The following is a 16,418-nucleotide window of genomic DNA, read 5'->3' on the forward strand; positions in this document are numbered from 1 at the left end:
GGCACTTTCAGGGAACGTGGCAGCCGCAAGCTCCGCGGTTTCAGCCACTCTCGGTCTCTGTAACATGCACGTACGTACTTCGTTACGATTCTTAAGGAAGTTCCGCTGCGCAGGTGCGTCTATGCTGCATGAGAATAAATTCGTAGCCGAAGTCGAGTGAGTTCTCACGCAGAGGAATCTATATGAAATTGCAGCGCAAGTTATTCGTCGCCGCGTTCGTGGCCCTGTTCACCCTCGCCGCGTTCGCCCAGCCGGACGACCCGCAGGGGCCGCCTATGGGTGGCGGACAGGGTGGCCCCGGCATGCAGGGCGAGCATCGCATGCCTCCCGGCGTGGCCGGTACCATCACTGAAATCAAGGACGGCATCATCACCGTCAAGACCTTCCATGGTGATACCGCCAAAGTGAAAGTCACAGCCGAGACCAAATTCCGCAAAGACCGCGCGGAAGCCAAGCTTGCTGACTTCAAAGTTGGGGACACCGTATTTGTGGGTGGTGAAAAGGACAAGGACGGCGTCTGGACGGCCAAGATGGTCGGCTCGCGTACGGGCGGTCCCGGTGGTCCGGGCGGACAGGGCATGATGGGCGAGCGCCCGAACATGGCCGACATGGGCAAGACGTTCATCATGGGCGAAATCACCAAGATCGACGGCACCAAGCTGACCATCAAGCGCATGGACAACGTGGAGCAGGTGATCGAAGTGGACGACAGCACCTCGTTCCGCGCCGGACGCGGGCAGGAGAGCATCACGCTTGCCGACTTCAAGGTGGGCGACCATGTGGGCGGCCGCGGCGCCTTGAAGAACAACGTTTTTGTGCCGACCGAACTGCGCAGGATGCCGGCGCGTCCCGGCCAAGGCCCTGGCGGACACGCCGGCCCGGGTGGGCCTCCTCCTGATGGCGCGCAACCTCCCGAGGGAGGCGCACAGCAGCCGCCGACGGGCGGGCAAGGTCCCACGGTTTAACGGTTCAGGAGTTGGCGATGTTTCGTTTTTCGGGCAGCACGCTTTTGCCGGTTGTAGCCGGAGCCGTGCTCATTGCATTCAACGGTCCGCTGGCGGCGCAGAATAGCACTCCAGCGGCCGTGCCTTCTGTGCCATCGCAGGCAGTTGCTGTCAGCGTGGCGCCGCAGGCGGTTGAATACGTCATACACGGCACGGTCAGGAACGGCAAAACGCCTCTGCCCGGCGTCAGCATCACGGCCGCACATTCACTCACCGGTCGCAAGGTCATCAGCTCCACGGATGTGGATGGCAGCTACCGACTGGTGCTGCCCGGACGCGGCAAGTGGGTGCTGCGCGCGGAGTTTCCCGCGTTCAACACGCAGACCGCCGAGGTGGTCCTGACGCCGGAGGCTTCGCAGTCCAAGTCAGATTTTGAATTGGTTCTGCTCTCGCGTGTGCCAAAAACGACAGACACCAACAATGCCACTGACACGGCCAGCCTGCTCGCAAGCGTGGTGGCATCTTCCGGCGGCCGCACCCGCTCCACCCAGAAGCTGACCGCGAACAGCGACGCCAACGGCACGGAAGTTTCCGGTGGTGACACGCCGCTGGCTGGCATGCCGGCGCTGGCGAATTCCGCCGACGCCGCCAATGCGGCAGTGAGCGTAAGCGGTCAGGCCGGGCAGACGCGCGACTTCGGGCTGAACAGCCTGGAGGATTTTCGCGACCGGCTGGAAGAGATGCGGGCCTCCGGACAACTGCCGGAGGGCATTGGCTTCCAGGGCGGTGGTGAAGGTGGCGCCCCCGGCGGCGGAGGACCCGGTGGTGGCGGTCCGGGGGGAGGTGGACCTGGAGGCGGCGGTGGTGGTCCCATGATGATGGGCGGCCCCGGTTCCATGCGTATTCTGCGCAGGTTCAACGTGAACCAGCCGCATGGCATGGTCACCTACACGGCAGGCAACTCCGCGCTGGACGCCGCACCCTACGCGCTGACTTCTTCCTCGGCGCAGCGAAAGACCGACTACTCGTCAAACCGCTTCGGAGCCAGTATCGGCGGCACGCTGAAGATTCCGCACGTTTACGACGACGGTGGCAAGACATCTTACTTCTTGAATTACATGGGCAGCCGTTCGGCAACGCCCTATTCCGGCGACGCCACGGTGCCGACGCTGGCCGAGCGCTCGGGCAACTTCTGCAATACGCTCTACACCAGCGGTACCAGCAAGGGCCAAGCGGTGAAGCTCTACAATCCACTGACCAATGCGGCGCTGACCAACTGCGACATCGGCAACATGCTCGATGCAAACAGCCCGCAGATGCAGTTACTCAGCCGGTTCATTCCGACGCCGAACGTGACGAGCAGCAGCGCGCAGAACTATCACTACTCGGGAAACACCGACAGCGCGAGTGACAACATCTCCGCGCGCCTGACGCACAACTTCAAGGGCTCGGCCATGCCGGGGCCTCCGGGGATGGGCGGCGGACGCAACCGCGTGCACAACAACGTCAACGTCGCCTTCAACTACACGAATGGCGATGGACACTCGGCGACCGCCATTGACGCGCTACGCGGCATCTCGCACTCGAACGGTTTGAACCTGAGCGGCGGATGGTCGGCGGGCAGCCGCAAGCTGAGCAGTAACTTCCGCGTGAGCTGGAACCGCAACCGCAACGAGACCCACAACCTTTTTGCCGGCGTCTCAGACATTGAATCCGCGCTCGGCATTGCCGGCGGCTCCAGCAATGCCGCCGATTGGGGCGTGCCGGCCATCACCTTTGCGCAATACCTCGGCCTCAGTGACATTACGCCGAGCAAGCAGAACGACCAGGCACTCAACATGAGTGAGACCCTGAGCCTGGTGCGCGGCAAGCACAGCATCCGTTTCGGCGGAGACTGGCGGCGCATGACCACCCTGTTGCACAACAGCAGCAACCCGCGCGGCTCGTTCACCTTCACGGGCTTTGCCACGTCGCAGAAGGACACAGGCGGCAATGCCATCAGCGGCACGGGCTGGGATTTCGCCGACTTTCTTCTGGGCTACGCGCAGAGCGCAAAGATCAACTACAACTCCGCCACCGACCACCTGACGAACCACGGCTTCGACCTCTTCGTGCAGGACGACTGGCGCGCACGCGGCAACTTCACCATGAACGTTGGCCTGCGCTATGAGTACATTTCGCCCTTTACGGAAGACAGCAATCGCTTGGTGAATCTGAACCCGTCGTCGGACTTCACGTCGGTGACTGCGGTTTATGCGGGGCAGAACGGCGCGAGCCGCTCGCTGGTGAATCCGCAGCATTGGAACTTTGCGCCGCGCATTGGTCTGGCGTGGAAGCCGTTGGGAGACAAGACGGTCATCCGCGCCGGATACGGCATCAACTACAATCTGGGCCAGTACCGCTCGGTAGCGCGCAACCTGGCCGTGCAACCGCCCTATGCGGTGGCGCAGACGCTGACTGCGACAGAGAATTCGCTGCTGACGTTGGCGGGCGCGCTCACCACTCCGGTTTCAAGCTCGGTGCTGACCAACACCTACGGTGTGGACCCGAACTATCGCCTCGGCTACGTGCAGATGTGGAACCTGAATGTGCAGCGCGAGCTGACGCGCTCGCTGCTGTTGAACGTGGGTTACACCGGCAGCAAGGGCACCGCGCTCGACATGATGCGCCAGCCCAACCGCACCGCCACCGGCTACATTGACGAGAACGCCGAAGCCTACAACTGGGAGACCTCGCAGGGCTTCTCCATCATGCACGGCATGAGCGTGCGGTTGCGCAAGCGCATGGCGAAGGGCGTCTCCGTGGGCGGTACCTATACGTTCTCCAAGTCGATTGACAACGCATCGTCCATTGGCAACGGCTCGGTTACGGTGGCGCAGAACGATAAGGACCTGCGCGCAGAGCGCAGCCTCTCGAGCTTTGACCAGCGCCACAAGTTCAGCGGCGACTGGATGTATGAACTGCCGTTCGGCACCGGCAAGCACTGGCTGGCCGATGAAGGCTGGATGCAGCGCGTCTTTGGCGACTGGACCGTGTCCGGCTCAACCACGATCGCTTCGGGCACGCCGTTCACCGCAAAGGTCAGCGGAAGCACGAGCGAAGTGAACAGCGGCAGCAACGGCAGCCTGCGCGCCAACTACAACGGCGAATCGATTTCAATCGTCCATCGCACGCTGGCGCAGTTCTTCAACACCGCGGCGTTCTCGTCACCCGCCTCCGGCACCTATGGCAACGCCGGACGCAACACGATCATCGGCCCCGGCAGCATCATGTTCAACATGAGTTTGATGAAGAATATTGTGGTGAAAGAAACGCGTGGACTTGAGCTGCGCATTGATGCCAACAACATCTTCAACCATGCCAACTGGTCGAACATCGACACCACGGTGAACTCGCAGACCTTTGGACAGGTGACGGGCGTGAGTTCCATGCGCAAGATTACGGTTTCGTCGCGCTTCCGCTTCTGATGACGGCGCACGCGGCAATGGAGTTTGGGATGCTTTGTGGTTCTTGGAAAACCTGGCGGCGGCTGATGGGGCAGGCCGCATTCGCAGCCTTGCTCGCGCCTTGTGCGCTGCTTGCCCAGGAACCCATGGGGCCTCCGCCGGACATGCAGGGCCCGCCGCCCGAAGCGCAGTTCACCATCAAGGGTGAGTCTGAGCTGGTGCTGGTGAACGTGACTGTCCGCGACAAGAACGGCAGGCCCGTGCGCGGGTTGAAGAAGTCAGACTTCACCGTGCTCGAAGACGGCAAGGCGCAAACTCTGCTCAGCTTTGACGTGCAGGATGTGGCGCAGTATTCCAAGGCCGGTCCCGATCAGGCGGAGGCGCAGGGCGCGCCGCTTGAAGTGGCGCTGCTGACCACGACCACCAAGCCCACCAATAAGATTCGTGACCGTCGCCTGATCGTTCTGATGTTTGACACCAGCGCGATGGAGACCGACGAGCTGGAGCGCGCTGCCACGAGCGCGCGCAAATTTCTGGATAAGCAGATGACCGCCGGGGACCTCGTCTCGATTGTCACCTTCGACACGTCGCTCTCCGTCAAGCAGGACTTCACCACCGACAAAAAGAAACTGGCGGCTGCGCTCGACGCGATACAGGGCATTGAAGGCGCTGGTCTCACCAACGGCACCACTGGCTCCAGTGATGGCACCGCCGATACCGGCGGCACCTACACTTCAGATGACACTGAGTACAACACCTTCAACACCGACCGCCGTCTTCAGGCGCTGACCTCGCTGGCGCAAAGTCTCGCTGGCGTGGAGCAGAAGAAGAGTGTGCTCTACTTCAGCGGCGGCATGACGCGTACCGGCACGGAAAACCAGGCGCAGTTGCGCGCGGCCATCAACGCCTCGGTCAAGGCCAACATGGCCATCTATCCGGTCGATTCGCGTGGCCTGCAGGCGCTGCCTCCGGGCGGAGACGCCACCAGCGGCAGCATGCAGGGGCAGGGCGCTTACAGCGGACAGGCCGTGCAGGACCAGCTTGACTCCAACTTCTCCAGCCAGGAGACGTTGGTCACCATCGCGAATGACACCGGCGGCAAGGCCTTCCTTGACACCAACGATTTCACCAAAGCCTACGACAAGGTTCAGGCCGACAGCGAGACCTATTACCTGATCGGCTACCGCAGCACAAACGCCATGCGCGACGGACGCTACCGCCGCATCACCGTCAAGCTGAACCGCACCGATGCGAAGCTCGACTATCGCCGCGGATATTACGGCCCGCGCGACTTCCATCACATGGCGAAGGAAGACCGCGAAATGCAGCTCACCGAGGAGTTGATGAGCGAGCTGCCGACCACGGATCTGCCGGTGTATCTGGCATCGGAAATCTTCCGCGTTTCCAGCGACCGCTATTTCATCCCGGTCAGCGTGGTGGTGCCGGGTTCGGCCATTCCGTTCAACAGCTCCAGCGATAAGGACAAGGCCACGCTCGATTTTGCCGGACTGGTGCGCGAGCAGAAGACGAAGATCCCCGTGGGCGAAGCGCGCGAAACCGTGAAGCTGAATGTAGAAGGCGCGCAGCAGGTGCGCAGCCGCAACGTGCAGTACAACACCGGCTTCACCCTTCCGGCCGGTACCTATCACCTGAAGTTTGTGGTGCGCGAGAACCAGAACGGCCGCACCGGCTCGTTTGAGACCGACATTGTTGTGCCGGACATGCACAAGCAGCCCTTCCGCATGAGCACCGTCGTGCTCTCCAGCCAGAAGGCGCAGGCGGCAAAGCGCAGGACGAGCAGTCCGCTGGTGGCCAATGGCGAGGAGATTGTGCCGAACGTGGCGCACGTCTTCACCACGGACAAGCCCATGCTGCTCTACTACGAACTCTACGACCCGGCGAAGCCAAAGGCTGGAGAGACAAAGGACGCGAAGGAAGCCAAGGCGCCGAAGCAGGAAATCCGCGTCCTCACCAGCATCCAGTTCTTCCGCGGCAAGGTGAAGGCCTACGAGACCAAGCCGGTGGAGGCCACCACACTCAGCGCGCCGGATCGCAAGGCTGCGGCCTTCCAGTTTGAGGTGCCACTCAACGAGTTGAAGCCCGGCTGGTACACCGTGCAGGTCAGCCTGATCGATGATGCAGCAGGCACATTCGCCTTTCCGCGCCTGCCAATCCTCGTGCGTCCGCCAGTGGAGACAGCGCCCGCCGCGAAGCCTGCAGTGGTTCCGGCAACGCCCGCGCCACAACCTGCGTCGGCTGCGCCTGCCAGCTAGGCCGCGGACAACGTAATGGTTCCAATCAGAATGCCCACCTCTCCGGCGGGCGTTCGCAGTCTGCAATGCTCTTCGGAGATGCGAGCGGAATCGTCCCGCAATCGACGGATCAGCGGAAAATTTCAAAATCGTCAAGTGGATAGGGTTGCTCCGCGTATCCGCATCGAATGTGGCGACGGCCATGCGTGCGCCGCGCGTTGGTCCCGCCGGCAACCCGCATGAGTTGAGCATCGCTGCGCTGGCTCTGATGCTTGTTCACGCCTGAGTTCTGTACGACGGTTCTCTCGCCCGCGAGAAGTTAGAGAGCGGGAATGCCTGCGCACCTCCAGACCGTGATGGAGAATGTCGGCGTGCGGGGCATTCTGCAGTGAAGCTGCCGATTGCAATGTCGGTATGCGCAAGGAGGCGACCAGTTGGTTTCGCGCCGTCACGTGCTCGTTCCGCCGCATCCCTGCCAGGCGCAAGCTGCTTGCAAGGGGGCAAGTGCAATCGGAGACCCGCATGAATATTGCGCCGGGAGAAGAAATTCACAGCTCTTGTTGGCCTGGTTCGGCAAACGCGTGTTGGCTCTGCTATAATTCTTTTTGTACGCGGTCTTCACCGCGCCCACCGTGTGTCGGGGAGTGGCTCAGCCTGGTAGAGCACCTGGTTCGGGACCAGGGGGTCGGAGGTTCAAATCCTCTCTCCCCGACCATTATTTTCAATAAGATACAATTCTTTTCAAACCCGCCGAAATTTGCCTGTAGATGATTTTGTAGGCGGTAAAATCCTTTCAGCTCCACAAGCAAAATACTTTTGTGTCCTCCCGCGCTGAATTCCGGCCAATTTTCCTTGCTCTAGTTGCATCTCGAAAGATCGAGGCTGAATTCCAGAGATTGCTGAGGGGACGGAGCCAAGGCAATCCGGCAACGCATACTGAGGTGAATCATGAACGATTTGTTGGGCCGTGTTCATGCCGTGCCAAAGCATCCGAAGCGACAGCCATCAATGCGCGCAACTGATCTGCCCGAGTGAAGACATTCGTCCAAAGAAAACATGTCTCTCGTCGCGCCCTGCGTTCAGGGGCGCTAAGCAAGAACTCGCACCTGAGCGTAAGGTGATCAGTAGCGATAGAGGCTCCACGACTCCTTCTATTTCATCCCCGTTGTGAAGAGTTCGATTTTGAGCATATTGCCATGCTTCTGCCTATTGAGCGATTTTGAGATAAGATACGGGAATTGACCTGGAACAATCTATTGGGAGTACGACGTTTTTCGGAGCGATAAGCAGCTCACTTCCACTCTTTCTAGTACTCGCGCTATAAGAAAGACTGAAGCTGACCTGCTTCATACCTTTGTACAGTTCTCGTATTTCCTTTACGTTGTCGTATGTCATGACCCACCTAAACGAGCTTTGCTTCTTTACATACTCGGCCAGAAAGGCGTGGTCATCTGATCTGTAATAGTTTAGGTATAGCTTGCTGCCCTTATCGTAGTATGGCGGATCTAGATAGACAAAAGATCGACGTGCGAGATCTGGGTCTTTAGCCACCTGTTCCTTCAAGAACTCAATTGCGTCCAGATTGAAGATCTGAATCCTGTCACGATAGAGAGCAATTCGCTCGATCCGCTTCAATAGTGTTTTACGCGTGAACCTAGCGTCGATCTTCCACGTGCCAGTTTGACTTCGTCCGCCTATGATCCCTCCGTTACCAATGATGCCCGAACGGTTACAGCGGTTAAGATAAAATGCAGCAAACCCAAGCTTGGCGATCGATGAGGATCGCGAAGCTCTTTTGTAGATTGCTTTCTGTCGTTCCCATTCATCTACCGTGATCGGCGTATCATTAACGAGCTTCATGAGCTCATCTGTTTGATTAAGTACCGAGCGCCAAAAAGAATATATGGCCCGATCAGCATCATTGAGAATAAGACTGTAAACGTGCTCCGAGAATAAGAGCGACAGAGCTGCTCCTGCGCCACCAGCGAATGGTTCAGTGTACACGCATCTTGCACCGCAGTTTAACTCGATCAGTCTTGCAAGCAGTTTTGAAAGAACCTGCTTCCCTCCGGGATAACGTAACGGACTTGTAGATATCATTACTTGCCCGCCGGAATTGTCTGTTCTGGATCGACAAGTAGCTTCAATATGACAGGTTCGATCATGTTCCAATCTCCCCGAAGCTCTCGTTCAGTGGGATCCGCATACAGGTTGTGCAGGTACTGGTCAACGCGATCTATTGAAAAGATGTGCTTGTCGTCGTTGACGATTTTCTCAAGATTGCGTTTCGCATGTCGATCTAGCTTGAAGTCTTTATCGTTGAGTAGCTCTCGCAGCATTTGGCTTAGAGTTGGAAGCCAATCGTCTTTCTTATCTTTATATTTGCCGCCGGCTAGCATCGCGTCTATTTTGCCGGACTTGATAAGGTAATTTGCAACAAGAAGTTCAAACAACACGCGAAGCATTACCCCTGATGTGCATGGATGTGTCGCAATCTTGGTCTGCCTGAGTTCCTTAAACACTTCGCGAATGCGAAGATTAGAGACTTCGCACTTTATGCCAGAAGGAATAATGGATGGACTGACTCTCTGCGGCGAGGTGGTCTTTGCACGTGAGATCACAGATGCTTTAACGTTCGATTCCCGCCCGCTAAGAGTAGAGCTTGTGAAGGTTCCCTTCAGTGAAGTGTTGGGCCTGTCTTTTCCTAGCCTTCCCAGATAATTAGTGATATCTTCCGTCGAATTCAATGAGCGCGTATCGATCGTGCCCCTTATGATGTCACTAAGAATTCTGGTGAATCCTTTCTTGAATTCCTTAGGATCTATATTGCCTACAATTCCTCCTGCCTCATCAAATCTAAATCCCAGCGTCTCAGTAACAGGCTTGCTTGCGAATAACCTTTCAAATGTTGAATAATTAAATTTTCGAACATCTGTGACCGCAGTACGAACTTCTTTCGGCATATCAATGTTGCAGGCGAGCTGGTACATCGTGTCTATACGGAGATCTCTCCTCAGTTGGGATTTGTCTATCCCGTACAGCTTGGAGATCCTTTCGACTTCGGAATCGCTCTGATTCTCCATCAGTGTGCGATAGTACTTAGCTTGCTGGTTTGTCTTCCAACTATTAACGCCAGGTTGTGTATGACGGCGAATGATCATCGGGGCGGCGTCTTCGCGAGAAGGAGCTGTAGTGATCTCAACATTCTTGAGCGCACCGAGTTCTACTTTCCCTTGCAATACGCTGAATTTTGAAACGTATGCATCTGGAGCTGACTGAGGGCTAAGGATGAGTTTGAGTGCGGCCAGACGTCTATTGCCTTCAATGACGACCAAATCAGCTTTCTCTTTGACTGCGATCAGGCGCTCGTTTGGAAAATATCCAACGTCCGCGATTGATTTTGCCAAGTCATACACTTTTTCATACGCTAACAACTCGGCAAGGATCTCGCGCGAGGTTGGTTCTTTGCCAGTATCCAAGTAGGGTAGCCGTGGGTTCTTAGAGTCAAGAGACAGTTTTGGCACCGCTATGCGGGACGAGCGCCAGCCAGAATAGTCGATCATGATTGCTCCGTTAGCAATTCAAGAAAACGAATTTGGGGGACTCCGGAATCCTAGCACTCAGAGTTGCTGAATAGAGGGAGATAATTTGTTGGTGTTCGCTGTTTGTTCGCTTGAAAATAATCTCGCAATACCCTGACCAACATGCGAATGCAGGAGAACAGTATGCGTCTGAGCAATCACGGTTGACTGTCACGAGGTCGGCTGAGGTGTTTTGCAGCGCGCATGGGGTGTTCGCTCCCGGAATGCTACTGGCAGCCAACCGCAGTTCCTGCCTAGCGAGTGCGCAAAAGCCGTCGAACAGCGTCGCTGTGGTGACCGCCACAATTTCGTCTACATCGCGAATGCAGGGAGACCAGACAGTCGAAGGCATTCGGCTGAAAGCAAAGCGCCTGATATTTCAAAGCTGAACTCGGCCTCCTGGTCTCAAGCTAGGGGGCCTACTGCGTTGCCTGGTACTCCCGTGCGCGATTCTTCCGTCATTCGCCCCCTGCAAATTGTGCGTTGAGATCGACATGCACCCACTGGAATGTCGCCGCGAGGCGATAGGCCACTTGGTTACTTTCCGTCCTCTCGGAACGCATCACAGAGCAAGACTCCGCGCGAAGGCCCACTTCGTGGACGGCGCGGGCGATGGCAATTCGCAAACGGCTGATGTGGACTTTGATAGAGGAGCGCGGGACGCATCGCTTCTGGCTGTCGTCTGGCCCCGCGTTGTCGCCGTGGTAGCAATAAAATGGTTCGTTTCGGATTCCCGCGGCGATCTGCACGGCGCTTTGCGGAAAGTGGGTGTGGCGCGCAAGGTAGTCAAACAGAATGCGCTGCGTAGTAGAGAGCGGCAGAGGAAAGTCCTGCCCGCGATAGACGAGCGCGATCAGCCCAACCTCTTCTCCCGGGGCGCAACCCAACTCTGGGACATGAAAACGATGCACAATGCGGAAGAGCGGTCCCCGCGCCAAACGGTCCCGGCGCTCAGCGGCTATGTACTCGAGTTCTTCTATCAACGCAGAGATGTGTGGTTCAGCGCTCATAGATATACCGGAGCCCGCAGCGCTCCGCCTCCAGACGTTCCTGTGGTCCTCGATAAACGCGTGCCAGAATCATGATCTGTGGTTCGCTGCCGTGTTCCTGAAGCGCCCGTCGAACAGGCGCAAGATGGGACCGCCACTCCCATGCCTTCAAGCTCACCATGATGAGTATCTCGAACTGATTGCTCCGGATCTCAGCAACGGCGGCTTCGGCACTGGGGCAGGCAGTGACTTTGTACCCATGGAAGGCCAGGGAGCGCGCGGTACTTTCGCGGTGCGCGGGATCTGGATCAAGCAGGAGGATGCGCGTGTGGGGTGTGCCAACGTCTTGCGAGTCAGCAGGATGCGTGCTAACGTGAGTGGGCTTCGGCCCCACCCCGGTAGCACTACGGATAGTCGTAGTGATCGCGCGCACGGTGTTCATCTCCTTGGTAGGTGAATACCCCCGCGTGAGCGGGCCCAGGGTAGTGTTCGAGCACTACCCTGGGGCTTCTATACTGCATACGGTCGTAACGGTGCTCAAGGGACATATTGGGACATCTCAATGGACGACGATCTGTTGAATGGCTGGAAAGAGATAGCGGAATACCTTAAGGTCTCCCAGAAGACGGCGCGGCGCTGGGAGGAGTTGGATAACTTGCCAACCCTGCGCCCGGGCAGGGGACCAAGCGACACGAAAGCTCCGGTGCTGGCGCGAAAAAGCTCGCTTGACCTTTGGTTGCAGGGGGCACTGGAGCGAGTGGTGTATGAAGGAAATCGTCTTGTAGCGTTCGGGATATCTGACAAGGTTTTGTGGAGCTATCCACTTCCCGCCCCAATTCAAAGAGAACATCAAGACGGTTGGCGTGTTCAACGGCTGAGACTCCCCGGACAAGATGTGCTGGGAGTCTTGGTAACCGTCCGGTTCGAGGCACCCGCCCTGGCCGGAAGGATGTATTGCTTCTCTGCCACAGGAGAGTTGCTCTGGAGCCTTGAGGCGGACTCGCCATTGGTGGATCGGGGAGGCAGGGTATTTGAAAAGGCATGGGCGTTCAGCCATGTTGTGGTGGATGACTCACTGGGCGAATGCACAATTTGGACATCGCTGCTGCACGAAGCTGGATGGGCGGGGTGCATTCTGCGGATCAATGCGGAGGGGAAGCCGTCCGTCCAGTTCGCAAATGCCGGATTTATTGAGAAGCTCCGTCTCATTTATACAAGTAAGGGCCGTTGGCTGGTACTCTGCGGAGAAAATTATGGATTCAGTCAGGCGTTTGTAGCGATCATTGATGCTGATGGTGTGGCGTGCTGTTCGCCACCCGGAGGTCGTCGCCGGTATCGATACGAAAACCAACCCGCAGGATACCCCATTAAGTACATCCTGTTTCCACGCACGGAACTTGTGGCTGCCCGCGATCGTCTCTGCGGAGTGGCCCTCAACCTTCGCTCGTACGCGGATGATGTCATCGTCGAAATTGAAACCGGGGGAGACGGCAGTTTCTTTTTGTATCACTTTACGCAGGAGCTTGAACCTAAGTATGTCTTTCCAAGCGGAAATCATGAGTTCCGCCACGAAGCATTGGAGCGGGAAGGTCGGATTAACCACCCCTGGAGTGCCTGCCCGGAACGTGACCGCGCATTGATTCTCGATGTATGGACTCCTGAATCAGGATGGCAGCAGCAGACGATTGGCTGGCGTGATGACCCGTGGCGCGAGAAGTAGAGAACCACGGCTGTGCCGCCTGATCACTTCACATTGTGGCCCAGGTAGTACCTGGTTCCAGATAAGTCTCCACGGGAAAGAGTACTTAATACATTTCTATATATCCCGGGCAGCGATCTGAGATACTAAAAGTGATATTTGTTGTTGAGCGAAGCACTTGGCGTTCCTGCCTGTGGAGGTAATTCTCCCGAACGCCAGGTCAGGAGGGTTATGGAAATCCCAAAGATGCTGTCGGCGCTGCGCGCAGAGCGTGAGCGCCTTGATAAAGCTATTGCAGCTCTGGAGCAGCTCGGGAGCGGATCGGGCAAGGCACCAAGGGCTGGCGGAGCACGGCACCTGAGCGCGGAAGGACGCAAGCGAATTGCGGAAGCTGCGAAGAGGCGCTGGGCAGCGGTCAGGGCGAAGGCTAAGTCAGGGGTGAAGCCTGCAAAGAAGAAGGTAAAGAAGTCAGCCTCTGCAGGGAAGGCGAACGCTCCAGCGCCGGTGGCGTAGCTGGAAACCTCGAGTCGCCATTTCAGGTGACAACGTTTGAAATGCCCTCGTCGGCCTCCTTCGAGTAACGGCCCGTATTCTGGCTACGTTACCGGAGGCCGACGAGGGCATTCTCTTATGAGAGCCGAACGGGGTAACGGCGATCAAGATAGCTGAGCACAGAGGCGGCGGCCTCGAAGATGGCGACTCTCGGATGTTCGCTTTGCCATGCCTTGCGTTCTGGCGGCACCGCCCATTCCAAACTTGGGAGCATCTTTGAAATTGTCAAAATCATCTCCCTCTGGCTTTGTGCTCCATGCCCGGCGAAATATCGATTGACGGATGTCTCCGGCATGACCGCTACCCGAATGCCTTGCGTGTGGCACTCCGCCAGGATGCACTGCCGGACGGCATTTGCGTTATCGGTGGTCCCGCGCTGGGCAGCGTTCCGAAGAATCACAAGTGTTGGCTGTGTAGAGCGGGCAATTTTTCTAAAACGCTTCGCAGCCAGCGCTGCACGGTTGATCCCGCTGCATCTTCGATTGCCGTAGTCCAGAACCGTCATGGCTTCCAGCGTGATGTATGCGAATCCTCGCCCCTGAATGTCAATGCCGAGTAATCGCTGAGGCGAGCTGTCTTTCAGCATTAGCTGTTTCGCTGATTCATCCATAACAGTATCTTTGCTACGGTCGCACCGCGCGGGTCCCGTGCGCTGGTTTGCGACAGAGCTTCGTATAGAGCTCGGACGCGCCGTTCAACGGCCTCGCTGATCTGCCGATGGGCTTCGGGAAATAGTTCGCCAATCGGAGTACGGAACACGATTGAGTACGCAATTGCCACGGCGAGTGGCGGAAGGCGGTGCGCAACTTCGTAACTGCGCAATGGAGAATCCGTTTTCAACCCGAGGAGCTGGGCAAGCTCAAGCTGGTTGAGTCCGGTGCGGCGTCGTGCAAAGTGGAGAAGGTTATGGGGCTTCGACGAGTTCATCGATAGGCCGCAAGCACTATTTCGACCTTTCTCCTGAAAGCGTACCAACGTAAGAGAATCCGGCAAGGCGGCTGATTCTGCATAAGAGGGATGTTTAGGGGCGGCCAGGGCATGCCATTGATGCCAAGCCATTGAATTCAACGTGATTCGCAAGGTGCCTTGGGGATTTCGTGTGCGCGACGTGTCGAGAATCTACGCCAATGGCCTAGAGGTTTCTGCCGACTCAATTCGCTCGGGCGGAATGGTGCGTCTTGAGAGGGGATTCCGAGCGCTGTAAGGTCTGCCCAATGGAGCAGGATTTCAAGGATCTTTACCCCAACTGTACCGACGACGAACTGGCGGAGGCCCGGGAAATCCTGCAGCGGTACTTTACATGCGTCCTGCGCATCGCCGATTCGATTGACAAGAATAACCTCCCCCCTATGATGAAAGAAAGGTCGAGTAGTTCTTTGGAAAATACACCGAACGAACATGGGTAAGGTATTTGCATATACCCGTGTTTCGACGGTCAAGCAGGGGGAGAAGGGTGTTTCACTCGCTGAGCAACGGGATGCGATTCTCCGCTATGCAAAGTCACGAGATCTGTCCATCATCCGATGGTTCGAGGAGAAGGAGACTGCGGCGAAGCAAGGGCGTCCGGCGTTCACACTGATGCTGAAGCTGCTTCGGATCGGAGCTGCGCAGGGTGTGGTGATCCACAAGATCGACCGCAGCGCACGCAATTTGGAGGATTGGGCTGATATCAGCAAACTCTCGGACGCTGGAGTGCAGATCCACTTTGCTAACGAAAGTGTTGATCTCGCCACAGTATCCGGGCGTCTCTCTGCCGACATTCAGGCAGTCGTCGCAGCCCACTACAGCAGGAACCTCCGGGAGGAAGCCAAGAAGGGAATCTACGGGCGGCTAAAGCAGGGATTCTATCCGTTCGCAGCGCCTGTCGGCTATACGGACCATGGTGCCGCGAAGCCCAAACTACCGGACCCGGTGATGGCGCCGCTGGTGACCGAGTTGTTCCAGCGATATGCAGGAGGGGAACTTGCCCTTCCAGCGCTGGCCGGATTTATGTGGGAGCGCGGCTTGCGCAACAAGCGCGGCGGAAGGGTTTCCATCAACGGCATCTCGCGGATTCTCAAGAATCCGTTCTACATCGGAGTGATGCGGATCAGCAAAAACGGTCAAGAATACGCTGGCAACCATTTGCCTATCGTAGCCCGAGATTGTTTCTTGCGAGCCCAGGCAATGCTTGCAGGAAAGACTGCGGACAGGGCGAAGCACCACACCTTTCTGTATAGCCGGATCGTTCACTGTGGCAGTTGCGGCTATTCGTTGATTGGCGAACGCAAGAAAGGCCACGTGTACTACCGGTGCCACAATCGTCCATTCAAAACGCCCCCTGTATGCCCCAAGACGTCTATACGAGAAGAAACAATTGAAGATGCAGTGCAGGCAGCCATACGCGCAATCCGGCTTTCTGATAACGAAATCCGGTACCTACGCGAGTGGATTGCCGCAGCGCGTCAAAGCGCAGTCGCGCACCAGGATGAACTGCTGCGGAGCGAGAACCTCAAACTCGAGCAAATCCGCGTCCGGAAGAGCAACCTGACAGACCTGCTTCTCGACGGAAACATCGAGAAACAGTTGTTCGACGAAAAGCAACATACGCTGACGTGGGAAGAGGCGGAGATACGACAGCGCATCGCGGCGCTCCGTGACGGACGTGATTCGCTCACCGAGGTCGAGAAAACTGTCGAACTCGCGCGAGAGGCGTCATTGCTTTACGAACGCGCGGATCTGGGCGGAAAGCGTGAGCTGTTGAAAATCCTGCTGTCGAACCTAAGGGTAAGCAGCAAAAACGTAAGTGTAGTGCTGCATATACCGTTTCGCTTGATGGCGGAACGCGAAAACTCTTCAAGTGGTAGACCGACTCGGGGGACTTATCGAACCATGGGTGTATTGATTCAACGAATTCAAGAATGTGTTGAAACAACGCCGACGTTGGGTCTGCGTTGAATGATCGAGAAAGCCTTC

The 16,418-nt window shown here is 57.2% G+C and carries 9 protein-coding genes and 1 tRNA gene; 6 read left to right on the forward strand and 4 right to left on the reverse strand.

From position 1 onward, the window contains the following. Nucleotides 1-182 precede the first annotated feature (182 nt). The 4 genes from AC6IZO_RS16225 (at nucleotide 183) to AC6IZO_RS16240 (ending at nucleotide 7,357) form a co-directional block, all read left to right on the forward strand. Entirely contained in the window at nucleotides 183-965 is a 783-nt protein-coding gene (locus AC6IZO_RS16225) for a DUF5666 domain-containing protein (protein ID WP_497806496.1), read from the forward strand. Nucleotides 966-982: 17 nt separating this feature from the next. After that, on the forward strand, nucleotides 983-4,411 hold the full coding sequence (locus tag AC6IZO_RS16230; protein WP_497806498.1) for an outer membrane beta-barrel protein: 3,429 nt from the start codon (nucleotides 983-985) through the stop codon (nucleotides 4,409-4,411). Between the two features lie 125 nt (nucleotides 4,412-4,536). Continuing rightward, on the forward strand, nucleotides 4,537-6,663 hold the full coding sequence (locus AC6IZO_RS16235) for a VWA domain-containing protein (protein ID WP_497806500.1): 2,127 nt from the start codon (nucleotides 4,537-4,539) through the stop codon (nucleotides 6,661-6,663). Between the two features lie 617 nt (nucleotides 6,664-7,280). Then, nucleotides 7,281-7,357: transfer RNA gene (locus tag AC6IZO_RS16240), tRNA-Pro, on the forward strand. 491 nt (nucleotides 7,358-7,848) lie between these two features. Here the strand turns inward: AC6IZO_RS16240 and AC6IZO_RS16245 are convergent. The 3 genes from AC6IZO_RS16245 to AC6IZO_RS16255 form a co-directional block, all read right to left on the reverse strand. Next, nucleotides 7,849-8,742: a DNA adenine methylase gene (locus tag AC6IZO_RS16245; RefSeq protein WP_497806502.1), complete on the reverse strand. Its 894-nt coding sequence runs from the start codon at nucleotides 8,740-8,742 to the stop codon at nucleotides 7,849-7,851. Then, nucleotides 8,742-10,205 carry a hypothetical protein gene (locus AC6IZO_RS16250; RefSeq protein WP_497806505.1) on the reverse strand — a complete coding sequence of 488 codons (1,464 nt, stop codon included), beginning with the start codon at nucleotides 10,203-10,205 and terminating at the stop codon, nucleotides 8,742-8,744. Before AC6IZO_RS16250 ends, AC6IZO_RS16245 begins: the two co-directional genes overlap by 1 nt. Nucleotides 10,206-10,681: 476 nt before the next feature. Continuing rightward, nucleotides 10,682-11,233: a hypothetical protein gene (locus tag AC6IZO_RS16255; RefSeq protein ID WP_497806507.1), complete on the reverse strand. Its 552-nt coding sequence runs from the start codon at nucleotides 11,231-11,233 to the stop codon at nucleotides 10,682-10,684. Between the two features lie 541 nt (nucleotides 11,234-11,774). Between AC6IZO_RS16255 and AC6IZO_RS16260 the strand changes: the two genes are divergently transcribed. Continuing rightward, nucleotides 11,775-12,932 (forward strand): hypothetical protein, encoded by a 1,158-nt coding sequence (locus tag AC6IZO_RS16260; protein WP_497806509.1) that lies wholly within the window; start codon nucleotides 11,775-11,777, stop codon nucleotides 12,930-12,932. A 607-nt stretch (nucleotides 12,933-13,539) separates the two neighbouring features. Here AC6IZO_RS16260 and AC6IZO_RS16265 read toward each other — a convergent pair. After that, nucleotides 13,540-14,073 (reverse strand): hypothetical protein, encoded by a 534-nt coding sequence (locus AC6IZO_RS16265; RefSeq protein WP_497806511.1) that lies wholly within the window; start codon nucleotides 14,071-14,073, stop codon nucleotides 13,540-13,542. A gap of 788 nt (nucleotides 14,074-14,861) precedes the next feature. Here AC6IZO_RS16265 and AC6IZO_RS16270 point away from each other — a divergent pair. Next, nucleotides 14,862-16,400, forward strand: coding sequence for a recombinase family protein (locus tag AC6IZO_RS16270; RefSeq protein ID WP_497806513.1), 1,539 nt, complete (start codon nucleotides 14,862-14,864; stop codon nucleotides 16,398-16,400). The last annotated feature ends 18 nt before the right edge of the window (nucleotides 16,401-16,418 follow it).

The sequence above is a fragment of the Oryzophilus luti genome (genome assembly GCF_059726245.1).